Here is a 22,594-nt window from a genome sequence, read left to right on the forward strand (position 1 = left end):
CTTTTTTTAGCGCATTTCGTAGCAGTCGAATCAATAGCCGTTGCCATAAAAGATCTAACACGCGTTGAAATAACGATTATACCGATAATTTACATAAAAAAGGCGGAACATACGTAACATATGACCGCCCTCTATTATGAAATATTAAACAATTACATCTCTACCAATACCTCAGATATCTGGTTTCCCTGTTTTGTACGAACTGATTTATACTTTACCTTTTGGTTTAACTGCAACACTTTACCCGCTAAGGTATCGTTGAAATACACCGTTTGACTCGTTAAGTTATCACGAATAAATCCGTAATGCCCCTGCTCATTGTAGTACGAAACCTTCCCATGCTGATACTCATCGGTATCGACAGGTCGTTGAAGATCTGACTCTTTGAATTCGTATTTCTTTTCCGGCGGGGTATTGGATATATTCCCGAATTCATCGACATAAGCAAACATATCTTCCAATGCTTTACCCTTATCGTTGTCCATTTTGTGCATTTCTCGTTTTTCGAGTTTATGCTGTCGTTTCAGCTGTTGCTTTTTTACGCGTTCTTTCTTGTTAAATGTAATTTGGCTTTTTCCCATTCAGTGATATTAAAATTAAAAGATAATCCATGTCTCGCAAGACACCTAGTTTCCATGCTAATGAAGCAAAGCAGGTTGTTAAGTGAGGTATAACGACAAATGTAGCAAAATTTAATTGACTTTGCAAGTCAGAGATCACCCCGCTTTTACTTCAAGCAAGCTTTTTAGTATCGGAATCTTTTAATATACCGCCAAGTAGGCAATGATCAAATCCCTTCTGCTTCCAGCGATTGATTACGAGAAACTTGTAAACTGAACGGGGCTGCTGGCGATGCTAGCGCAGTTTAGTTCATTAGTCTGCTGCTAGCTTTAAACCACAGGCAACTTAAACCCGTTATGATAAGTTGCTTGTAAATATCTATTCGCTTCTTTATCGCTAAATTGCCTTTTCTTATGGTCCCAGAACAACTTTTTGCCGGTCCGATAAGCGATATTCCCCATCTGCGAAAAAATTGCAATATGAGCACCTGCTTCGATAGGGGCATGAAGATGGCCCTTATCCTGTCGTTCTATAGCTTCTACAAAATTGAGCATATGCTTTTCCAGTCCATTGTCTACCGATCGTTGCAGAGCAACAGCATCCATCCGGCCCTTTTCTGGAATAACCTCCCAACCTTCGCGGTTGACGACAAGTGTTCCATTGTTTCCAATAAAGGCGACACCATGGTTTTTATTATAAGGCCCTAAATCTATACCATTAGCGTGCTCCCATTGGATATTGAAGCCTTCAAACTCGAAAACAGTCGTCAATGTATCCGGTGTTTGCGCTGCATCCTCTGGATAAGCAAACTTACCCCCAGCGGCCATAACGGATTTGGGGTCCGACACTTTCATGCCCATTAATGCGTAATCCAACATATGTACCCCCCAGTCTGTCATCAATCCGCCGGCATAGTCCCAGAACCAGCGAAATTCGAAGTGGAATCTATTGGGATTGAAAGAGCGTTTCGGCGCTGGCCCCAGCCATTTATCGTAGTGTACGCCCGCTGGAACAGCTTCATCCGGCTTGACAGGAATACTCTTCATCCAACCTTGGTAAGCCCAAGCTTTTACCAGACGTATTTTCCCCAACTTGCCGCTATGAACGAACGAGATGGCATCTTTAAAATGCTGTTGGCTACGCTGCCACTGCCCTACCTGCACCATCGTATTGCTTTTTGCTGCGGCAGCTTGCATCAGCTCACACTCTTTTATCGAATTGCCAATAGGCTTTTCTACATATACATGCTTACCGGCTTGCACGGCTTCAACCATTTGCAAGCAGTGCCAATGATCGGGAGTAGCGACAATCACGGCGTCGACCACGTCTGATCGAAGGAGTTCCTTATAGTCGATAAAGCGCTTGACATTGATCTTTTTTTCGGCTAGTTCCTGGATGCGCTTGTCCAACACCCGTTCATCAACATCACATAGGGCGGTACATTGAACGCCTTTTTGCTTGAGTATGGCGTTCAAATTGGACCAGCCCATTCCATTTACACCGATCAAGCCCACCCGAAGCGGCTTATCGGCACGGGTGAACGCGTGCGATTTGAGAAAAACGCTGGACGCAGCCAATAATGTGGCTTGTCGAATAAAATCCTTTCTTTTCATTTGTTAGGTTTAAGATGTTTTTAGCTCTACAAGATTATAGTTTCGGGAATTTATACCCATTATGATAGGACGCAGCGAGAAGATTATTGGCAGCTTTCTCAGAAAAGCGGCCTTTCTTCTCGTTCCAGATCAACTTTTGGCCGGTGCGGTACGCAATATTCCCCATATGGGAAAGTTTGGCAATATGCGCGGCTTCCGCTACAGGTGCTCGGATTATTTCGGGCGCGCGTCGTCGAACGGCATCAACAAAATTAAGCATATGCAACGCTAGCCCATCATCTTCACGCGGATGGAGTGGCACCGAAGCCATCCTATCTTTTTCCGCTATCACTTCCCAGCCTCCCCTATCCAAAACAAGTGTCCCCATATCGCCAATGAATGCAATTCCGTGCTCGCGACCGTATGGGCCGTTGCTAATGCTCGTTGCATGCTCCCATACGATGTTGAAGCCATCAAATTCGTAGACGGCAGTTAATGTATCCGGCGTATCGCCTGCGTCTTCGGGATAGGCAAACTTTCCGCCGGTTGCCATCACAGACTTTGGTACGGAAGCCTTCATCCCCAGCAGCGCATAATCCAGCAAATGAACGCCCCAGTCCGTCATCAAACCACCTGCGTAATCCCAATACCACCGAAAATCATAATGGAAGCGATTGGGATTGAAGGAGTGACGTTCGGCTGGCCCCTGCCAAAGGAGGTAATCCACGCCAGCTGGCACCGGGCCGTCCGGCTTTTCTGGAACACGCTGCTTCCAGCCTAGATATGCCCACGCCTTTACCGTCCTTATTTTACCCAATTTACCGGAATGTACAAAGGATACCGCATCTTGAAAATGTCGTTGGCTACGCTGCCATTGACCTACTTGAACAATCCGGTCCGAATTGTTTGCGGCCCTGACTAAAGCATCGCACTCCAAAATGGAATTGGCCAATGGCTTTTCGACGTACACATCTTTTCCGGCTTTGATCGCCGCGATGGCCTGCAGGCAATGCCAGTGGTCAGGCGTCGCGATAATGACCACATCCACCTCCGCATCTGCTAGCAGTTCGTTAAAATCCTTGTACTGTTTTGGCTGCATACCTCTCTCTGCAAGTTGCTTGCTGCGCTGCTCCAAAACCGTATCATCGATATCACAGATGGCAGTACAACGTACGGAATCCACCTTCAAAATAGCTTCTAAATTATGCCATCCCATACCTTTTATTCCTATCGCACCTACTCGTACTTCAGCAGAAAAATTATTAAACTCCATTATTGTCGATGGTTTACAGATTAGTCTAGCCTAAGATAGCGATTTTTTTAAAAGCAGAAAAGTAAAGCTGGGGTCAATATCGGGATTGTTACGCATCAAATGTTTTCATTTTTTTGTATTTTTAAGCTTCTTGATCCACGATGTTATGAAATTATTCATTAAAAATATGGTTTGCGATCGCTGCAAGATGGCGGTAAGATCCGAATTGGAAAACGTTGGCCTTACGCCTCTGAATATCCAACTCGGGGAAATAGACATCAAGGAATCACAAATAGACGATCACATCCAACTTCTTGAACAGCGTTTGATAGCGTTGGGCTTCGAACTGTTACAAGATCAAAAAATTCGTCTTGTCGAGCAGATTAAGTCTGCGTTGCGACATTTCGTACGTCAAGAGAAAACGGACACGCCACCGAATATTTCTTCCTATCTGGCTGCATATCTTAAAAAAGACTACGCCAGCCTTAGCCATCTCTTTAGCCAAAGCGAACACACCACCATAGAAAGCTACTTTATCAAACAGAAGATTGAGCGCGTCAAGGAACTGCTTGCCTATGGAGAATTAAATCTGAACGAAATTGCCTATAAGCTACATTACAGTAGTGTTGCCCACCTTAGCAATCAGTTCAAAAAGATTACGGGATTGAGCCCCACCGCTTATAAAAAATCTGCCAGCTACGAACGCACCGAACTGGACAAAGTTTAGCGCCAAGCCATTCCGTCGCTCGGTGTAATTCTGCAAATCATTTCAAAAATTGTGTAACCCGATCTTCTGTTTAAATGCAGAACTTTGCAGGGTAACAAGACGGCAAGACATATGGCAACTAAAGAAGAGTTAGTGCAGTTAGCTGCACAGTTGGCTCATCCATCAGGAAATATTGGAGTAGAGCTTTCCATCATAATGGATCGGACGAATAGCAACATGACAAAACAAGCCATAGAGGCGCTCAACCTCCAAGCGGGGCAGCGGATTCTCGAGCTTGGACACGGCAATGCGGGACATGTCTCATGGTTATTGGAGAAACATCCTGACGTCACCTACGTTGGACTTGACATCTCGGAAACCATGCACAGAGAGGCAATAAACAACAATTTAGACGCCATAGCTGCCAAGAAAGCTAGCTTTTATCTCTACGACGGTATAGATCTGCCTGCAAGCATCCAACAGGTTGACGCGATTTTTTTTGTAAACACCATCTATTTTATAAAAGAACCTGCTTGGTTTATCGAACAATTGGCTAGCCTACTACGACCCCATGGTAAACTGGCCATTACCTTAGCCAGTCGTAAATTTATGGAAACACTACCATTTACGGCTTTTGGTTTTCGGCTATATGATGAAGCGGAACTTTGTCGGTTAGCCGGCAACAAACTACTGCAGTTTGTATATCGTCTTGCTGATAAAGAGCAAATTTCCAATAAAGCAGGGGATCTTGTGGAACGGGAGTACCTCACACTTTTATGGAAAAAAATTTAAACCAGACAGCACATGAACAAACAATACAGGATTACAGGCATGACCTGTAGCGGCTGCCAGGCCGCCGTGCAGCGCAAGCTGAACGAACTCGATGGAATACAGGCTACAGTCGCACTTGACAGCGGTCTAGTCGACGTGGTGAGCGAAAAGCTCTATAGCCTTTCAGATCTGCAGCGGCAGCTCGCTCCGCTGGGGCATTATGACATCCATGATGTCCACGCGCCTATTGAAAAAAGCACCAAGGCGTTGGAAGATTCGCCTAGTGGCAAATATATCTGTCCGATGCATTGCGAAGGACATGATAAGACCTATCCAGCGAAGGGACGCTGTCCAGTCTGTCATATGTATCTCGCCCCCGTAGAATCCATCAAAAGCAAGTCTAGTGTTCCCGACACTACAGACAAATTGTCTATTGCAACAGCATCTAACGCAGGTAAATATTACTGTCCAATGATGTGCGAAGGTGACAAAGTATATCCCAAAGCGGGTTCCTGTCCAGTTTGCGGAATGAACTTGGAAAAGATCCCTCAATTAACCGTACAGTTGGAATATCGCTGCCCCATGCATGGGGATATACGACAAGACCATCCCGGAAGTTGCCCTATATGCGGTATGGAGCTTGTGGCGAGCGCTATTGAAGAAGGTGATGATCCTGTCTACCAGTCCTTACGCGAGAAGCTACGATTGAGCATAGTGTTTACTATTCCTGTTTTTATAATGGCTATGGGCGATATGCTGCCCGGATCGCCCGTCAGCGTTTGGATTCCGCCACATATCAATGGCTGGATACAGTTTATTTTGACGCTCCCCGTGGTTTTCTATACCTGTTGGATGTTTTTTGAACGAGCATGGACTTCTTTTCGATCGCGGAAGCTAAACATGTTCAGTTTGATCGGTCTGGGCGCCGGTTCAGCATTTCTCTACAGCTTATTCGCATTGTTTTTTCCGGATCTTTTGCCTCAGGATCATACCACCGAACATGCTGTTCCGCTCTACTTTGAATCGGTATGCGTGATCCTCACGCTTGTTTTATTGGGTCAATTGATGGAAGCTAAAGCCCATGCAAAGACGAACAGCGCTCTTAAAGAGCTCATTAAACTATCTCCTCATGAGGCCACACGCATAGTGGGCGAAAACGAAGAACGAATAGGGGTATCGGAGATCCGCAAAGGAGACCTATTGCGTGTTCGTCCCGGTGATAAAGTGCCGATCGATGGTGAAATCACCGATGGAGGAAGCAGTATCGACGAGTCTATGGTGACCGGTGAACCGCTTGCGGTTGAAAAGTCTATAGGCGACCCAGTTATTGGCGGAACCATGAATGGCAATCAAGCATTCCTTATGAAAGCTACGCGACTAGGAGAAGAAACCATGCTTGCACAGATCATACAACTGGTGAACGAAGCGAGTCGTAGCCAGGCACCCATCCAAAAACGCAGTGATCGCATATCGTGCATATTTGTGCCGATTGTAATTGCCATAGCAATCCTTACCTTTATTGTTTGGTTTTTGGTAGGCGATGTGGATCGATTCGCATTTGCTTTCAGCAATATGATCACCGTGCTCATTGTGGCTTGCCCCTGTGCGCTGGGCTTAGCCACGCCGATGTCCGTCATGGTGGGAATCGGAAAAGGGGCCAAAAACGGCATATTGATAAAGAATGCGGAATCTTTTGAGCGCCTGCAGCAGGTAGACACGTTGATTGTCGATAAAACCGGAACATTGACCGGAGGGAAACCACAGGTAGCAATCGTCCGTACATTCGACGCAGGCAAATTCAAAGATGATGATATCCTGCAGGTTGCCGCCTCCATTAATAAAAGTAGCTCGCACCCATTGGCCGATGCCATGCTCCGGCAAGCAAAAGCCCAAGCTTTACAGCTACTCGATGTTATCCAGTTTGAAAACATCCCAGGTCAGGGTGTGTCAGGAAAAATATTTCATATGCAAGTCATTCTTGGCAATAAAAAAATGCTCAACGAGCGCAAAATAACAATAACGGAAGAACAGGAACGGGAAATTTTGGCGATAGAGGATCAAGGCAACAGCGTCTCATTATTGGCTGTAGACAAATCTTGCGTAGGTATCATCGCCGTGAAGGATGAGATCAAGCCTACCAGCGCGGAGGCAGTTGCTGAGCTGCAGAACCTGAATATAGATGTGCAGATGTTCACGGGTGACAATGAACAAACGGCTAGGCTTGTTGCAAAACAAACTCGGATTGAAACGGTATACGCCCGTATGCTACCAGGCGACAAACTGGATGAAATAAAGTTCCTGCAACAACAGGGCAAAGTAGTAGCCATGGCCGGTGACGGCATAAACGATGCACCAGCATTGACACAGGCAGACATCGGCATTGCTATGGGCACGGGTACCGATATCGCGATACACAGTGCAGAAGTAACTTTAGTGAAAGGTGATTTAAAAGGTGTGAGCAAAGCAATTCGATTAAGCCATCAAATGATTCGGAATGTCAAACAAAACCTTGCATTCGCCTTTTTATACAATGTAATCGGAATACCTGTCGCAGCCGGGGTCCTCTACCCTTCATTCGGTATATTGATGTCACCCATGCTTGCAGCTACCGCTATGAGCTTGAGCTCGGTATCTGTTATCCTCAATGCGTGGAGGCTTAATGCAGGCCGGCTAAACTAGTTCTAAGATCAAAAAAAAGCGGACATTGTTGCTCTACAATGTCCGCTTTTTTATTAGCTACTTATCATCTTTGCTTAACGAGAATGGAAGATCATCTTTGTTTATTCCACGCTTTTTATTCGGTTCAGCCTGCATGTCGAAATTTAAGGTAGCACCCTTAAGAAGTTCGCTGTGTTTGATATAATTTTTAGTGTAATGCTTTCCATTCCACTTCAACGCATTCACATAACGGTTAACATCCGAGTTTTTTGCGGCGTTAATAGCGACTGTCTTTCCGTTGGCCAAATGTAGCGTTGCCTTTTTGAAAAGCGGCGCGCCAAGAATATATTCGTCGGTGGCTGGTGTCACCGGGTAAAAACCTAATGCCGAAAAAACATACCATGCCGATGTCTGTCCATTATCCTCATCGCCGCAATAACCATCGGGGTAGGGAGAGTACATACGTTTCATCGTTTCACGAACCCAATACTGTGCTTTCCACGGTGCACCAACATGATTGTACAAATAGATCATGTGCTGAATCGGCTGATTTCCATGCGCATATTGCCCCATGTTTGCTATTTGCATTTCGCGAATTTCATGTATGGGGAAACCGTAGTACGAGTCATCAAAAATCGGTGGCAGACTAAATACAGAGTCTAATTTAATTTCCATCGCTTTGTGCCCACCCATTAATTTGGCCAAGCCGTCTACATCCTGAAATACCGACCAGGTATAATGCCAACTGTTTCCTTCCGTAAATGCATCTCCCCATTTGAATGGATTGAATGGTGATTGGAACTGACCATCCTTATTTTTACCGCGCATTAATCCTGTCGTCGGATCAAACAGCTTTTGATAATTATATGCACGTGTCTTATAATAGTTTAAATCCGCATCAGGTTTGTTGAGTGATTTAGCCAATTGGTAAATAGCAAAGTCATCGTAGGCATATTCCAACGTGCGTGCGGCGTTCTCATTGATATCGACATCATAGGGAACGTAGCCCAGTTCTTTATAATAAGAAGCCCCGGCCCTTCCTACGGCCGGCAACGGGCCGGCATGATCTGCACCATGCTTCACCGCTTCATAAAGCACTTCGATATCCTTCGATCGTATGCCTTTGACCCATGCATCGGCAACCACAGATGCCGAATTATTGCCCACCATAACGTTCCTTAAACCAGGGCTTGCCCATTCGGGCAGCCAGCCACTTTCTCGGTAAGCATTTGCCAAACCATCCTGCATCTTCTCGCTTATCTCCGGATACATCAAGTGCAAGAAAGGAAATAAGCTGCGGAATGTGTCCCAGAAACCGGTGTCGGTAAACATATATCCCGGCAAGACCTGCCCATTGTATGGGGAATAATGTACAACCTGCCCACTGGCGTCTATTTCATAAAACATTCGCGGAAACAACAACGAACGATACAAGCAGGAATAAAAGGTCCGCATATCGTCAACCGAACCGCCTTCAATTTCAATCTTTTTCAGTTCGTTATTCCACGTCTGTTCGCCTTTTGCAATTCGCTCATCGAATGATATACCGTCAAGCTCCTTCAGGTTTAATACTGCTTGCTCTTCCGAAATGAAAGAAGAAGCAGCTTTCAGCAGCACTTGATCACCCGCGTTGGCCAATTGAAACCCCACCAACGCTCCCACATGATCTGCCTTTACCAAATAGCGTCCATCGGTCAAAACGGAATCCGCAAATGTCGCTACGTTTGCAAAAGGACGGTCAAATTCTAGCACGAAATAATTCTTGAAATTATCCGGAACGCCGCCACTATTTTTCGTAGAATAGCCGACTATACGCTGCTCCCGCGGCAAAACTTCTACATAAGACCCCTTATCAAAAGCATCTAGAAGGATGTACCCTTCATTTGTTTTGGGAAAAGTAAAGCGGAAATATGCTGCGCGCTCGGTTGGTGTGATTTCCGTTTTCACATCATAATCTGCTAAATAAACCGAATAATAATGCGGCTTCGCTATCTCTGCCTTGTGGGAGAAATAGCTCGCGCGTTTTTCCTCGTCAAAGGTCTTTTTGCCGACCATCGGCATGATAGCAAACTGTCCATAGTCGTTCATCCATGGAGACGGCTGATGGGTTTGCTTAAATCCACGAATTTTTTCGGCCGTATACATATACATCCATCCGTCTCCCATCTTTCCGGTTTGCGGACTCCAAAAATTCATACCCCAAGGCATCGCTATGGCAGGATAGGTATTGCCCGTGGAAAGAGAATAGGTTGACTGGGTTCCCACCAAGGTACTTACTAAATCAATAGGCTTTTCAATCTTACCAACAGTTTGGCCGTAACCGATTGAAACCACCGTACTCAGTATGATCGTCTTTAAAAATCTAAACTTCATAGAACTATAGGCTTTTTTTTCTAAAAATAGGAATTCCGGTGCAGAAAACCATAGCTAAAAGTATTTAGCATTTTAGAAAATCAAGACTAGCTTACCAAATACGTCACCATTTTCCAGGAGGCTATGGGCTTCAGCGGCTTCTGTGAAGGGGAAGGATCTGTATACCTGCGGCTTGAACGTGTGGCCCAAGATTGGCCATATGGCTTTCTGTACATCGCGAGCTAGCTGCGCTTTAAAAGATAAATCACGCGCGCGCAACGTACTTCCTGTTATGATCAACCGCTTTTGCATAAGCTTTGAGATATCCAATGAAACCCGCTTGCCCTGCGCGGCATTGATCTGTACCAATCGGCCGTCCGGCCTCAAAATATTGAGGTGCTTCTCGAAATAATCGCCCGCAATACTATCCAGCACCAAGTCCACCCCCTCCTCTTCAAGTAGTTGTTCGAAGTCCTGCTCTTTATAATTAAAAACACGATCGGCTCCCAAATCTCTGCAATATTTACATTTTTCGTCGGATCCGGCGGTAGCGGACACACGGGCTCCAAAAGCTTTGGCAAGCTGTATGGCTGTACTTCCTATACCCCCAGCTCCCCCATGTATCAGTATATGCTCATCACGCTGCAATTCACCGCGGCGAAAAACATTGTCCCACACCGTGAATAGCGTCTCCGGCAAGGAGGCTGCTTCCGCAAACGTTAGTCCGACAGGGAGAGGCAAGCAACTGTCGGCATCAACAGCAACAAATTCGGCATAACCACCTCCTGCCACTAAACAGCATACCTCGTCGCCTATTTCCCAGCGTACTCCGGATCCCACTTCAATCACCACGCCAGCTACCTCAAGGCCTGGAATATCCTGCACGACATCCTTTGGTGCAGGATAATATCCTTTACGTTGAAAAATATCCGGACGATTGATACCAGCGGCTTTCACTTGTATCAAAACCTGGTTGGCTACTATTGTTGGACGAGGGCGCGTTTCTACACGCAATACATCGGGCTTGCCGAACGCTGTTATCACGACTGCTTTCATGTTATTTCTTTTTTGGATATTTCTGCAAGCGCATATTGAACGTTACCATAAAATAGCGTCCTAACCGGTTATTTCTAGCTTCATACAAGTCATTACCAATGTATTCGCTATATGTTCCCATATTTTTATTCTGATCAAGCAAGTCGAATCCTTGAAAACGTAGCAGCCCCAGTTTATTGGGTAGGAAGGAAATTTCGAGATAGGCATTTAAAATAGTCGGGTTATTATTCATAAAACTGCTCTCGTATCCCGAATTAAAGCGTTGTGACATTTCTGCGCCTAAGGTCACATAGTCACTTAAGTACCCTTTTGTTGCACCGCTTAACAATAAGCTATGCGCCGTTATCTCCGTGCTGTAGGGCCAAGTATACGTCGCATTGTTCAGCATATAATTGGTATTGAACAACGACTCAAAATAATCGCTCCAGGTGTAGCGTAGCTGCGCGGATTGCGAATAGACAAATTGTGTCGTTCTGTTCCGTTCATCATTGACAAACGAAATGTTGTTGTAAAAATCCGTGTTTCCTATCAAATCCAACTGCAAGCTCTCGTCAAAAAGGGGTGTATTGAATAAATAGTACCACTTCACGTCAAAATACCCATCTGCATTTTTAAAAGTGGTTTCTTGTATGGTCGAATTGCGGAACGCCGTTTTATCGGCAACAATCTTGTTTATTACCTTATTGTAGGCAAAATTAGACTCAAAATACTGATTTCGGCTCGTGATAAATTTCCGCAAGGTCGTGCTTATGCGATTGGAGAACTCTGCTTTCAGCTCGGGGTTACCGGTAACGATATTTTGCGAGTTGCTGTTGTCTCTAACAGGAATAATATGTAGGAAATTTGGCTGGTTATTTTTTCCAACATAATCTACGCTCCAATCGAGTTCATTATCCAACCTCCATTTAAATCCAGCACTGGGCACCAAATTGACATTATCATAGCGATAGTGCAGATCTTCCCGCGGTAGGTAGCCATTAAGCGTAATAGGTTGCACGGCAAAACCTATGCTCGTTCTAAACTTCTTATTGGGCACATACTGGTAACTTAATCCAGCTCGACTACTGTTAAAGCGATAGTTATAACTGACTCCAAGGGAATCTACATAAAAGGATTGATCAAACTCTGCTGATTTGAGCCTGTCCTCCACACGTCTTACCGCTGTCATATCGGTTAGCTCATAGTCATAAAAAAATTCCAATGTACTGTAATCGGAAAAGGGCTCGACAAAAGACATCGCCGCTTTCACACCATCTGTACCACTGCGCTGTTCAATAAAATATTGTTGATCAAACTTAGTAAACCGAGGCGGATTCATAGATGAGTCGATCGAGGTGTACGTGTCCACCACATGTTCTAGTTTATTCAAACTGTTGAAATTTAAAACCACGTTGCCTACAAACTTTCGACCTGGTTTTTTGAAAGATTTAGCGTAAAGCATGTTTACGTCAAGATTAGGATTCTGCTGCGAAGCCGTATCTTGATATGTACCATCATTGGTAATGCGATTATTATTGATCAGACGTTCACGGATATTACCGAAGTAGACCCTATTATACGAGAACACCGGTTTGATCTCCAACACGTCGTTGTTCTTGAAACGATGTTTGAATTCAGCCGTCAGCCGATGATAGTAATCGTTGTTGGTCGTCCGGTACGATTCTTCGTTCGATATCTTGTTTCCAAGATAGTCCGACCGCAGAAAGGAATTTCCAGTGGTCACGTTTTGCTTATGCGTAAAACTGTAACTACCACTCAGCACGGTATTTTCTGCAAGGTTGTCCGAATAATTGAACCCAAACGACTTGATATTATTGAGACCATCGGTGGGGTCAACAAAATCATTGGCATCGAAGAGCGATTTTTCGCGTTCCCCTACACCACTGGGAGAGCCGAAGGAAAACAGGCTGGTATTGGTGTTGTTGAGGGATCCAACAACCGAAAACTCCTGTCCGTCGTCAAATCTATTTACACCGACACTTCCGATATACCGATCACTCGTACCACCTCCAGCTGTTAGCTGTCCGAAGGTTATACGCTTGCTATCTTCTTTCAGCACAATATTGATTACTTTCTCCGGCTCGTCTGATTTTATACCGCGCTCTGTGGCATAATCCCCGAAGTAATTGATCACCTGTATCTTTTTGACAAAATCGGCGGGCAGGTTTTTGGTTGCCGTATTGACATCGCCCCCAAAAAATTTCTTTCCATCGACCAAGACCGTGGACACTTGTTTTCCTTGGGCATAGACCGTGCCATCACGTAGCACTTGAATCCCTGGAAGCTGCTTCAAGGCCTCCTCCAACAACGAATTTGCACGAAATTTGAACGCATCCATGTTATACTGTATCGTATCTTCACTGTAAACTACGGGGATGGTTTTGGTTACCGAAACACCCTCAATCAATGCATTTTGCGGTACGAGAACCACATTCGGCATCACCACAAACGCACTACGCTCAGTGGCAGATAAAAGCTTGGTCACGATTTGGTGTCCTAACATACTATAAGAGATCCGGATATGGTTGCCCCTAACATGCTTGAAATAATACATCCCATCCGCACTGCTGCTTGTTACCATCGTATCCATGGTGCTTGTCAACCTGATATTTACACCCGACAGCCCGTTTGATGCACTATCTAGAACAATTCCTTGAATATGCTTCTCCAACGATTGTGCACGCAGCTCGAACAATCCCAGCGTATAGGAAAAACCCACCATGACCATAAGTATGACACACCTAATATTCTTCACAAATACTACTCGTTTGCTCGATGGTTATCAATATACGAAAAAATTGAAATTCAATAAAGTTTTTAGTACAACGTTCATTTATTCTTTTTTTGTATAAATAAAAGCGGGTTATTTCGATCGAAATAACCCGCTTTTATTTATATGACTTATCGAGATACTATTCGCCGTCGAAAGTAACTTTTACCAAATGTCTGTCAATTTCCCAGCGCCCTGTACCTTCTTCACCTATAACGTCGAACAGTTCGAGTATACGACGAGCAACATACTCTTCCTCTACTTGCTCTTCAAGAAACCACTGCACGAAATTGAACGTTACATAGTCTTTGGCTTTCATACAGCGATCCGCGATATTGTTAAATTGCTCCGTCACAAACATTTCTTGTTCGAGGGTCTGTTCGAAAACGCCACGGAAAGACTCGAAATCTGTCGGAATATTGGTAATCTCTGGCGAGACGGCGCGTCCTCCGCGGTTGTTGATGTAGTTGAACAGTTTTAGCATGTGCGCGCGCTCTTCGTCGGCTTGCTTAGCGAAAAAGCTGGCCGAATGATCTAAGCCTTGATCGTCGCACCAAGACGACATAGCCAGATACAAAGCAGAGGAGTGCGCTTCAACTTTAACTTGGGCATTCAGTATATTTTCGATTTCTTCTGTTAACGAAGACTTCAATTTTAATAAATCTTTCATATGATATTTCTATTTTATTCCTACACTAATAACAATGTGATCCCTACATTGTTTGTACAAAGATACACTAGAAATGATTTTTTGTAGACAAAAAAAGCAATACAAATTAAGTCTAAATTAGGAGTTCAGACGGCTAACGTGTTTAGAATCAATATGATTAAAAACAGATTAAAGAGCAAAAACGTTGCCGCCCCGCAGTATTTTTTTTACTTCACTATTGAGTTCAATCGCAAATTTAGCACCTGAAAGAATTTCTTTCAGCGCCAAAACATCTGCTACGGACAATAGAAAACAACGTTCTGTACGGAAAGGCATAACAATTTCAAAATCAGCAGATCGGGAAGCATCGCCAATCATAGATGCAACGTCAATCGCGTCAATACGCTTTTTGAATAAGAAGAAATCGGAAATTTTAAATGCCGTCGTGCTGTGCTGAAACTCCAGCCAATAGCAGTTTTTACGACTGCATTGATAAACAGCCCCCTGTGTTGTTTTAAAAACCTCTTCTACCTGTGCTAACGGACAAACCATCTCTCTGTTCAACTTAAAATTCAAACAAATATAAACCTTATCCATATTCAATCCAAATAAAAAGCTGATTTTTCAATCAGCTTTTTACTTGTTGTCCAAATGCTTTGCTAAAACTCCTCTTCGCCATCGCTTAGCAACTCTTTGTGATTACTTACGGTGGCTCTTGTCTTTGTTTTATGCTTGTTTATTTGCCGCCTTAGAGACTCCACCGCCGCATCTGTTGCTTCCTCAAAACTTTTCGCCTGTGCTTTTGCAAACAGCTGATTGCCGGGAATATTCATCTTCAATTCCACCACCTTGTTTGCTTCATCATCAACATTTTCCAAACGTAAGTAGCACACCCCTTCGATGATGTTATCCAAGAACTGCTCTAATTTCGCTGTCTTTTTCTTAATAAATTCAACTAGTTTTTGATCTGCATCAAATTTGATAGCTTGCACAGTAATGTTCATTTTTCCTCCTTTTTTTAAGCCTTTGGATGGGCTTGTTTATAAATTGACTTCAGCCGTTCGACAGAATTGTGCGTATATACCTGTGTAGCAGCCAGACCTGCATGCCCCAAAAGCTCCTTTATTGCATTTAAATCGGCTCCGTTGTTCAGTAGCGCGGTGGCAAACGTATGCCTTAACACGTGTGGGCTCCTTTTCTTCTGCGATGTGATCTGGCTTAGGTAATGTCGCACAATATCGTAGACTAACTTTCTGCTTGCGGCTTTTCCTTGTTTATTAACGATCAATGTAGTGGATTTGTTTTCTACATCTAAGGTATATTTCAATTTTAAGTAATGCTTTACCTTGTCCAGCAATGTCTGATGGATGGGTACAAACCGCTCTTTTCCTCTTTTCCCGTAAACGAGCAATTTCCGGCCATAGGTATCGATATCTCGCTCTTGCATTGCGAGCAGCTCAGCAAGACGAATACCTGTTCCAAATAACAGTTCCAATATCACATGATCCCTTACCAGCTCAAAGTCTTGGTCGTCCTGAAAACCGGTGTCTAATAAAGCTACCATCTTATCCTGCTCCACCACTACGGGCAACTTTTTTGGTGTCTTTAACGCACGAACCAAACTCATGGGATTTTTGTCAGTCATGCCCTCTCGGCGTAAAAATTTATAAAAGGACCGTAAAGTAGAAATAGACCTATTGATGCTAGCAGCCTCCCTTCCCTGTTCTTTCATCAGACTAAGATAATGACGGATGAGCCGGTGGTCGACCTCCTGAAAAGATAATTCTTCCCCTTCTATAAAAGCAAAAAAGCGGTCCAATTCAGCGGTATAGGCTGTAATCGTATGGAAAGAATAACGCTTTTCGAACCGAAGGAAATCTAAAAATTTATCTTTATTCATCGTGAGCGTGCTTGTCGGATAAATTTAGCAAAAACTACGCGCCAAACAAATTTTATTAGGCCAAATTTTACCACAGGAATTTGTTCAACAGCCAAAGGATTGGACGCTTGATAAAAAAGACTGCTACGAAAAAAGCAGGCAATCAACAATTCGCTAAGCACAAAAAAGCCCGATCACATGATCGGGCCTCCTATATATTCAAGCAAGATGAACAACTACAACTTGCTATTTACATCGATCGCATTTAGTTCGCTAAACGCCTGTTTCAACCGCGTTACAAACGCTTCTTCTCCCTTACGTAACCAAACACGTGGATCGTAGAATTTTTTATTGGGCGAGTCAGTACCTTCCGGGTTACCGATCTGTGCTTGCAGGTAATCATGGTTCTTAGCTTCATATGCACGAACACCATCCCAAAATGCCCATTGCATATCGGTATCTATGTTCATTTTGATTGCTCCGTATGATAATGCTTCCGCAATTTCTTCAGGCGAAGAACCCGAGCCGCCATGGAAAACAAAGTTCACAGGTTTTTCTGCCTTAAGATCAAATTTTTCACGGATATATTCTTGGGAATTATGCAAAATAACCGGTTGAAGTTTTACGTTCCCTGGCTTATATACACCATGCACATTACCGAAGGCAGCGGCAACCGTAAATTTATCGGAAACTTTAGATAACTCTTCAAATGCATAAGCTACCTCTTCAGGCTGGGTATACAATTTTGAGCTGTCTACATCCGAATTGTCCACGCCGTCCTCTTCCCCGCCGGTAACACCTAGTTCGATTTCTACGGTCATTCCAAGCGGCTTCATGCGGGCAAGATATTTTGCAGAAATCTCGATATTCTCCTCAAGGGGTTCTTCCGATAAGTCCAACATATGTGATGAAAACAAAGGTTTGCCATGTTGTGCAAAGAATTTCTCACCGGCATCTAACAATCCGTCAATCCAAGGCAACAGCTTTTTCGCTGCATGATCCGTATGTAAGATAACAGCTACCCCATAATGTTCCGCCAATAGGTGAACATGCTGCGCGGCAGAAACGGCTCCTAAGATACATGCCTTGAGCCCATCGTTGTTCAATGTTTTTCCTGCATAAAATTGTGCGCCACCATTTGATAGCTGAATGATAACGGGCGAGTTTACTGCCTTTGCAGTTTCCAACACTGCATTAATGGAATTCGTTCCAATAACGTTAACTGCTGGCAATGCAAACTTATGTGTTTTAGCAATCTCGAAAAGCTCTTGAACTTGATCTCCTGTCAAAACACCTTTAAAATCTTTTAGGCTCATATGTTTTGTCTTTTTTTTAATATGTGTCACTAAAGATACGCTTTTTTTCCAATACTACACAAGACTTAGTGTTAAAAATACACGACCGCGACCACCCCAACCCTCTCGGGAGACAGCAGCTGAGATGCACTATTTGCAATGCGTCAACAGAGATATTGCAGAACAACGAGATGGGAACAGCTAACTGCGCAAAGCGACAAAGCATCTTGTGGCGAATTATCGTATTGTATCCGTACTTTTACCAGAATTATCCGATTGACATTCTCCATAATCCGATTTTCCTACCTTAATTTATGGAAATCTTCGGTTTTCCGCAAACGCTAGATGGAGAAAGGCAGATAAATCGTTTCAAAACGCAATCGCATAGGTATCTTTTTTAAATATATTAATATCTTTATCGGATTAAACGAACATAAAAACTAAAATGGCCATACATATTTACGGTATCAAAAACTGTAGTACGGTGAAAAAAGCGTTGGATTGGTTTGATGAAAAGAGCCTGCCCTATGTTTTCCATGACTACAAAAAAGAACCTGCCACATTGGAAAAGCTGAAGCAATGGGAGGAAAAGGTTTCGTGGGAATCACTGTTAAACAAAAAGGGCACAACGTGGCGAAAACTTTCAACCACGCAGCAAGCTAGCGTATGCGATGCAGCATCGGCCAATGCCGTTCTTTTACAGCACAACAGCATGATCAAAAGACCGCTTATTGAAGGACCAAAAGGGATTGTTTTGGGTTTTGATGAAACTGAATATTCTAGTAAATTATTATAATCTATGAATGGTAAAATTATTTTTAGCGCTATTTCTTGTGCGCTGCTAACTTGTAGTCAACTTTACGGGCAAAGCAAAAGCGTATATAACTATACAGAAGCATTTAATCCCATTTTCTACACAAGCAACGGTAACAGCTATCGCTCTGCCAGTGGTAGACCGGGGCACGCCTATTGGCAAAATGCAGCAGATTACACCATAAAAGTACAGCTGGATGAAAAAAGTAATCGGATCAGTGGGCGCGTTTCGATCCAGTACACCAACAACAGCCCAGATCCATTGCATTACATATGGCTGCAATTGGATCAGAATCTTTTTCATGAGCAGTCTCGCGGTCAGGCCGCTATTCCGCTGGAAGATAGCAGGTATGGATCAGCTGACTCTGATTTTAAAGGCGGCTTTGATCTAAGCCGGGTTACACTGGCTAATGGAAAACCGGCAACGTACGAGGTAATTGACACACGCATGCGCGTAGAACTTCCTACAGCACTTGCCCCTTCCGGAGGGACGATTTCGCTAGATTTGGATTTCTCGTACACTGTACCTGAGTATGGTGCCGACAGAACGGGCATACTGAACACAAAGAACGGGAAAATATTTGCAATAGCGCAATGGTACCCACGCGTTTGTGTTTACGACGACATACTGGGGTGGAATACCGAGCCCTATACAGGTCCAGGCGAGTTCTATTTGGAATATGGCAACTATACTATCGAGATCACGGCACCCGCCAGCCACATTGTCGTAGCTGGCGGTGAGCTGCTGAACCCGGAGGATGTCTGGACAGGTGAACAACTCTCTCGTTATAAAAAAGCCTTTGAAAGCGACAAAACGGTGTCCATCCGCTCCGCGGCCGAAGTTACGTCTACGAATTCTAGACCGAAAAAAAGCACGTTGACCTGGAAATATAAATTACAGAACGCTCATGATTTCGCGTGGGCATCGTCTGCGGCTTTCATCATCGATGGTGCGAAGATCAACAAACCTAGCGGCAAGACCGCCTTAGCGCTTTCTGCCTACCCAATAGAGAGCAACGGCAATAATGCATGGGAACGTTCGACAGAGTATACCAAAGCTTCCATAGAATATTACAGCAAAAAATGGTTGGAATATCCGTATCCCGTGGCGGTAAATGTCGCTGCAAACGTGGGCGGCATGGAGTACCCTGCCCTGTCATTTTGCGGCTACGAAGCAAAAGCAGGCAGCCTGTGGGGCGTAACAGATCATGAATTTGGTCATAACTGGTTTCCGATGATCGTTGGTAGCAACGAACGTTTGCATGCTTGGATGGACGAAGGGTTTAATAGTTTTATCAACGAGCTATCCACGCAAGCGTTCAATAAAGGCGAGTATCAACGAATATTCGGAAACCGGAACAGTATGGCACGTGCGTTTTCCCAACCTGCACTTGAACCTATCATGTCTACACCTCAAAACATGAAGGAGCGCAATATTGGAATCCTCGCATATTATAAGCCTGCTTATGGTCTTCGCCTGCTACGCGACGAGGTAATAGGTGAGGAACGATTTGATCGCGCCTTCCGTGCCTATATCGAAGCTTGGGCCTACAAGCACCCAACGCCATACGATTTTTTTCGCACCATGGAAAACGAGACAGGAGAAAATCTCGCTTGGTTTTGGCGTGGATGGTTCCAACATAACTGGATGCTGGATCAGTCTATCCGCAGCGTCGATTACGAAAAACTGGACCCCAAGAACGGTGCTATTATCACGATAGAAAACCTGCAAAAACTCCCGATGCCTGTTGTGGTAGAAGCGGTTACCGAGTCGGGAGAGCGGATCAGAAAGAAATTGCCCGTGGAAATATGGCAACGGAATACAAGTTGGCGCTTCAAGTTGAAAACGACCGAAAAACTAACAAAAGTTACGATCGACCCAGACAACGTTTATCCGGATATCAATCCCGAAAACAATGTGTGGCCTAAAAACTAAAATTTTGATAAGAATGAACTGGAATATAGCTTTAATGACCAGCGTTTGTTGGGTATTCTTTCTGTCGATGCACACGTCACAAGCACAGCAGATCCGGGGGATCGTGCATGAGCTGGAAAGCAGCCAGAAGCTTCCCGCCGTGCTGGTTAAAAATCTCCGCACGAATGAAAAAACGGAAACAGACAGTGAAGGTAATTTTCGTATTGGGGGCCAACTAAATGACTACCTAACCTTCGCGCAAGCGGGATACGAAATTGACACAGCCTTTATATACGAGGCTGGTGTACAACGCATTTATCTTGTGCGTGATCAAAAGAGTATTGTTATAGATGAGGTTATTGTGAGCCGTCTAACCGATAGTCGTTTGGTTGCGGAGATCGAAAAAGCTAAAAAAGACGGGCAGGTCGTCGATGCTTCCCAAAACCGCGGTGGCATGCGCCTTTCTCCGTCACGTCTGTTCGGGCGTCAGAGTAAAATGGCGCGCAAGAATTTGACGCTCCTTTTAACCGAGCAAAGCAACAGAAAAATCGACCGTCTGTTTTCCAATCAAGCCATTCGCGCCATTGTACCGCTCAACGATACCGAGCTACCGCTTTTCCGCGAGCAGTTCCGCCCAACTTTGGAGTTCTTGCAAACGGCTTCACCGGAAGATTTCCGGATCTATGTACTCGATGCCTACAGTAAATTCAAATCCGAATAAAAGAAACTACTAACCTCTAAGAAAATATGCTTTTTAAAAAATCTATTCCACAAATTATCGGTGAAGCCAGAGAAAGTGGCGAGCATACGCTGAAACGGACACTTTCCAGTAGCGGCCTTATCGCACTGGGCGTGGGTGCCATCATTGGGGCGGGTCTATTCTCGTTAACCGGTATCGCCGCTGCGGAGAACGCAGGACCAGCTGTTATATTATCTTTTGTCATCGCCGCGGTAGCCTGTTCCTTTGCCGGCCTTTGCTATGCAGAGTTTGCATCCATGATCCCCGTAGCGGGGAGTGCCTATACCTATTCCTACGCGACGATGGGCGAATTTGTCGCTTGGATTATTGGCTGGGATTTGGTGCTTGAATATGCTTTGGCCAGCGCAACGGTCGCCGTGAGCTGGTCCCAATATTTCAACCAGTTGCTGATGACGTTCGGCGTCTCGATTCCCGACCAATTTTTAAAAGGCCCCTGGGAGGGCGGATTGGTCAATGTCCCGGCAATCGTGATCGTTTGTTTGCTTTCTCTTCTACTGATGCGCGGCACAAAAGAATCTTCCACGGTAAATAATATTTTAGTCATTCTCAAAGTGAGCGTGGTATTAATCTTCATTGTTCTTGGTTGGAGCTTCATCGATTCGGCTAATCACAGTCCGTTTATTCCTACCAATGAAGGAGAAGAACTAGTGAAAAGCGGAGAAAAGGGGTTATGGTCCTTTTTGACAAGCGATGACTTCGGTAAATTTGGGATCAGTGGAATTCTGCGTGCTGCAGGCGTTTTGTTTTTCGCTTTTGTAGGGTTTGATGCCGTAAGCACCGCAGCACAGGAGGCGAAGGATCCAAAGAAAGGCATGCCAATCGGGATCATAGGCTCGTTGATCGTGTGTACCATCCTTTACGTCCTTTTCTCCTATGTAATGACTGGTTTGGAGAACTATCAGATGTTTAAAGGAGATGCGAAGCCCGTCGCGACGGCATTTGCCAAAACGGGATACACTTTTTTAAATTCCGCCTTGATTGTTACGATCATCGCGGGATACACCTCCGTTATCTTAGTGATGTTGCTAGGTCAAAGTCGTGTTTTCTACTCGATGAGTAAAGATGGTTTACTTCCGAAAATATTCTCCGAGCTGTCCAAAAACCAAACACCTTGGAAAACGAATTTGATATTTATGGTTTTTGTGTCGGTGTTCGCAGGCTTTGTTCCTGTTTCAGACCTCGGACATATGGTGAGCATAGGAACGTTGTTTGCCTTTACGTTGGTTTGTATCGGAATATTGGTACTAAGGAAGTCCAATCCCGAAATTGAGCGTCCTTTCCGTACGCCATTTGTTCCGGTACTACCCATACTAGGTGTTGTGGTATGTGTCTTGCTCATGGCTTCTCTTCCGATAGAAAGTTGGGAACGTTTAGGCGTATGGTTATTGATCGGCCTCGTTATTTATATCTTCTACGGCATGAAAAACAGTAAAATTAGGCGTCAGCACAAGCATAGTAATTCATCCAATTTATAGTCTTAGTTACTACATAGAAAAGCCGCTCTTGCAATCGAGAGCGGCTTTTTATGTACTTTAATTCGTTTAAAGAATAATACGCTGAAGTAA

General features: G+C 44.3%; 18 protein-coding genes. 7 read left to right on the top strand and 11 right to left on the bottom strand.

What is annotated here, in order from left to right; genetic code table 11:
- Positions 1 to 152 precede the first annotated feature (152 nt).
- From IE165_RS14020 to IE165_RS14030, 3 genes are all read right to left on the bottom strand, one after another.
- Positions 153 to 581, bottom strand: a complete 429-nt coding sequence (locus IE165_RS14020) for a cold-shock protein (protein ID WP_229826567.1) — start codon at positions 579 to 581, stop codon at positions 153 to 155.
- 309 nt (positions 582 to 890) lie between these two features.
- Positions 891 to 2,174: a Gfo/Idh/MocA family protein gene (locus IE165_RS14025; protein ID WP_189627265.1), complete on the bottom strand. Its 1,284-nt coding sequence runs from the start codon at positions 2,172 to 2,174 to the stop codon at positions 891 to 893.
- Between the two features lie 34 nt (positions 2,175 to 2,208).
- Positions 2,209 to 3,426 (bottom strand): Gfo/Idh/MocA family protein, encoded by a 1,218-nt coding sequence (locus IE165_RS14030; RefSeq protein ID WP_189627266.1) that lies wholly within the window; start codon positions 3,424 to 3,426, stop codon positions 2,209 to 2,211.
- Between the two features lie 145 nt (positions 3,427 to 3,571).
- Between IE165_RS14030 and IE165_RS14035 the strand changes: the two genes are divergently transcribed.
- The 3 genes from IE165_RS14035 to IE165_RS14045 all read left to right on the top strand — a co-directional run bounded on the left by IE165_RS14035 (position 3,572) and on the right by IE165_RS14045 (position 7,561).
- A complete protein-coding gene (locus tag IE165_RS14035) occupies positions 3,572 to 4,132 on the top strand; it encodes a helix-turn-helix domain-containing protein (protein ID WP_189627267.1) in 561 nt (186 codons plus the stop codon).
- A gap of 111 nt (positions 4,133 to 4,243) precedes the next feature.
- Positions 4,244 to 4,903: a class I SAM-dependent methyltransferase gene (locus IE165_RS14040; RefSeq protein ID WP_189627268.1), complete on the top strand. Its 660-nt coding sequence runs from the start codon at positions 4,244 to 4,246 to the stop codon at positions 4,901 to 4,903.
- A gap of 12 nt (positions 4,904 to 4,915) precedes the next feature.
- Complete coding sequence (locus tag IE165_RS14045) at positions 4,916 to 7,561, top strand: heavy metal translocating P-type ATPase (protein ID WP_189627269.1); 2,646 nt, start codon at positions 4,916 to 4,918, stop codon at positions 7,559 to 7,561.
- A 57-nt stretch (positions 7,562 to 7,618) separates the two neighbouring features.
- Here IE165_RS14045 and IE165_RS14050 read toward each other — a convergent pair whose 3' ends face one another.
- From IE165_RS14050 to fbaA, 8 genes are all read right to left on the bottom strand, one after another.
- On the bottom strand, positions 7,619 to 9,913 hold the full coding sequence (locus IE165_RS14050; RefSeq protein WP_189627270.1) for a GH92 family glycosyl hydrolase: 2,295 nt from the start codon (positions 9,911 to 9,913) through the stop codon (positions 7,619 to 7,621).
- 72 nt (positions 9,914 to 9,985) lie between these two features.
- Complete coding sequence (locus tag IE165_RS14055; protein ID WP_189627271.1) at positions 9,986 to 10,948, bottom strand: NAD(P)H-quinone oxidoreductase; 963 nt, start codon at positions 10,946 to 10,948, stop codon at positions 9,986 to 9,988.
- A gap of 1 nt (position 10,949) precedes the next feature.
- Positions 10,950 to 13,703: an outer membrane beta-barrel protein gene (locus IE165_RS14060; protein ID WP_229826568.1), complete on the bottom strand. Its 2,754-nt coding sequence runs from the start codon at positions 13,701 to 13,703 to the stop codon at positions 10,950 to 10,952.
- Positions 13,704 to 13,860: 157 nt separating this feature from the next.
- Positions 13,861 to 14,388, bottom strand: coding sequence for a ferritin (locus IE165_RS14065; protein WP_189627272.1), 528 nt, complete (start codon positions 14,386 to 14,388; stop codon positions 13,861 to 13,863).
- A 168-nt stretch (positions 14,389 to 14,556) separates the two neighbouring features.
- Positions 14,557 to 14,964, bottom strand: coding sequence for a hypothetical protein (locus tag IE165_RS14070; protein WP_229826569.1), 408 nt, complete (start codon positions 14,962 to 14,964; stop codon positions 14,557 to 14,559).
- A 62-nt stretch (positions 14,965 to 15,026) separates the two neighbouring features.
- Positions 15,027 to 15,371: a ribosome hibernation-promoting factor, HPF/YfiA family gene (gene hpf, locus IE165_RS14075; RefSeq protein WP_189627273.1), complete on the bottom strand. Its 345-nt coding sequence runs from the start codon at positions 15,369 to 15,371 to the stop codon at positions 15,027 to 15,029.
- A 14-nt stretch (positions 15,372 to 15,385) separates the two neighbouring features.
- Complete coding sequence (locus IE165_RS14080; protein WP_189627274.1) at positions 15,386 to 16,267, bottom strand: tyrosine-type recombinase/integrase; 882 nt, start codon at positions 16,265 to 16,267, stop codon at positions 15,386 to 15,388.
- Positions 16,268 to 16,482: 215 nt separating this feature from the next.
- Positions 16,483 to 17,562, bottom strand: a complete 1,080-nt coding sequence (gene fbaA, locus IE165_RS14085) for a class II fructose-bisphosphate aldolase (RefSeq protein ID WP_189627275.1) — start codon at positions 17,560 to 17,562, stop codon at positions 16,483 to 16,485.
- A 424-nt stretch (positions 17,563 to 17,986) separates the two neighbouring features.
- Here fbaA and IE165_RS14090 point away from each other — a divergent pair, with 424 nt between their 5' ends.
- Genes IE165_RS14090 through IE165_RS14105 form a run of 4 tightly spaced genes read left to right on the top strand, consistent with a single transcriptional unit; the run spans position 17,987 to position 22,504 of the window.
- Positions 17,987 to 18,337 (top strand): Spx/MgsR family RNA polymerase-binding regulatory protein, encoded by a 351-nt coding sequence (locus IE165_RS14090; RefSeq protein ID WP_189627276.1) that lies wholly within the window; start codon positions 17,987 to 17,989, stop codon positions 18,335 to 18,337.
- Positions 18,338 to 18,340: 3 nt separating this feature from the next.
- Positions 18,341 to 20,290, top strand: a complete 1,950-nt coding sequence (locus tag IE165_RS14095; RefSeq protein WP_189627277.1) for a M1 family metallopeptidase — start codon at positions 18,341 to 18,343, stop codon at positions 20,288 to 20,290.
- Positions 20,291 to 20,303: 13 nt separating this feature from the next.
- Positions 20,304 to 20,990 (top strand): peptidase associated/transthyretin-like domain-containing protein, encoded by a 687-nt coding sequence (locus tag IE165_RS14100; RefSeq protein ID WP_189627278.1) that lies wholly within the window; start codon positions 20,304 to 20,306, stop codon positions 20,988 to 20,990.
- 26 nt (positions 20,991 to 21,016) lie between these two features.
- Positions 21,017 to 22,504: an amino acid permease gene (locus IE165_RS14105; RefSeq protein WP_189627279.1), complete on the top strand. Its 1,488-nt coding sequence runs from the start codon at positions 21,017 to 21,019 to the stop codon at positions 22,502 to 22,504.
- Positions 22,505 to 22,594 lie beyond the last annotated feature (90 nt).

The sequence above is a fragment of the Sphingobacterium griseoflavum genome (assembly GCF_014653155.1).
Classification (GTDB): domain Bacteria; phylum Bacteroidota; class Bacteroidia; order Sphingobacteriales; family Sphingobacteriaceae; genus Sphingobacterium; species Sphingobacterium griseoflavum.

Excerpts from the sequence above, each read along its gene's own strand:
- IE165_RS14020 (WP_229826567.1), bottom strand. The coding sequence starts at position 581 with ATGGGAAAAAGCCAAATTACATTTAACAAGAAAGAACGCGTAAAAAAG.
- IE165_RS14025 (WP_189627265.1), bottom strand. The coding sequence starts at position 2,174 with ATGAAAAGAAAGGATTTTATTCGACAAGCCACATTATTGGCTGCGTCC.
- IE165_RS14030 (WP_189627266.1), bottom strand. The coding sequence starts at position 3,426 with ATGGAGTTTAATAATTTTTCTGCTGAAGTACGAGTAGGTGCGATAGGA.
- IE165_RS14035 (WP_189627267.1), top strand. The coding sequence starts at position 3,572 with ATGAAATTATTCATTAAAAATATGGTTTGCGATCGCTGCAAGATGGCG.
- IE165_RS14040 (WP_189627268.1), top strand. The coding sequence starts at position 4,244 with ATGGCAACTAAAGAAGAGTTAGTGCAGTTAGCTGCACAGTTGGCTCAT.
- IE165_RS14045 (WP_189627269.1), top strand. The coding sequence starts at position 4,916 with ATGAACAAACAATACAGGATTACAGGCATGACCTGTAGCGGCTGCCAG.
- IE165_RS14050 (WP_189627270.1), bottom strand. The coding sequence starts at position 9,913 with ATGAAGTTTAGATTTTTAAAGACGATCATACTGAGTACGGTGGTTTCA.
- IE165_RS14055 (WP_189627271.1), bottom strand. The coding sequence starts at position 10,948 with ATGAAAGCAGTCGTGATAACAGCGTTCGGCAAGCCCGATGTATTGCGT.
- IE165_RS14065 (WP_189627272.1), bottom strand. The coding sequence starts at position 14,388 with ATGAAAGATTTATTAAAATTGAAGTCTTCGTTAACAGAAGAAATCGAA.
- IE165_RS14070 (WP_229826569.1), bottom strand. The coding sequence starts at position 14,964 with ATGGATAAGGTTTATATTTGTTTGAATTTTAAGTTGAACAGAGAGATG.
- hpf (WP_189627273.1), bottom strand. The coding sequence starts at position 15,371 with ATGAACATTACTGTGCAAGCTATCAAATTTGATGCAGATCAAAAACTA.
- IE165_RS14080 (WP_189627274.1), bottom strand. The coding sequence starts at position 16,267 with ATGAATAAAGATAAATTTTTAGATTTCCTTCGGTTCGAAAAGCGTTAT.
- fbaA (WP_189627275.1), bottom strand. The coding sequence starts at position 17,562 with ATGAGCCTAAAAGATTTTAAAGGTGTTTTGACAGGAGATCAAGTTCAA.
- IE165_RS14090 (WP_189627276.1), top strand. The coding sequence starts at position 17,987 with ATGGCCATACATATTTACGGTATCAAAAACTGTAGTACGGTGAAAAAA.
- IE165_RS14095 (WP_189627277.1), top strand. The coding sequence starts at position 18,341 with ATGAATGGTAAAATTATTTTTAGCGCTATTTCTTGTGCGCTGCTAACT.
- IE165_RS14100 (WP_189627278.1), top strand. The coding sequence starts at position 20,304 with ATGAACTGGAATATAGCTTTAATGACCAGCGTTTGTTGGGTATTCTTT.
- IE165_RS14105 (WP_189627279.1), top strand. The coding sequence starts at position 21,017 with ATGCTTTTTAAAAAATCTATTCCACAAATTATCGGTGAAGCCAGAGAA.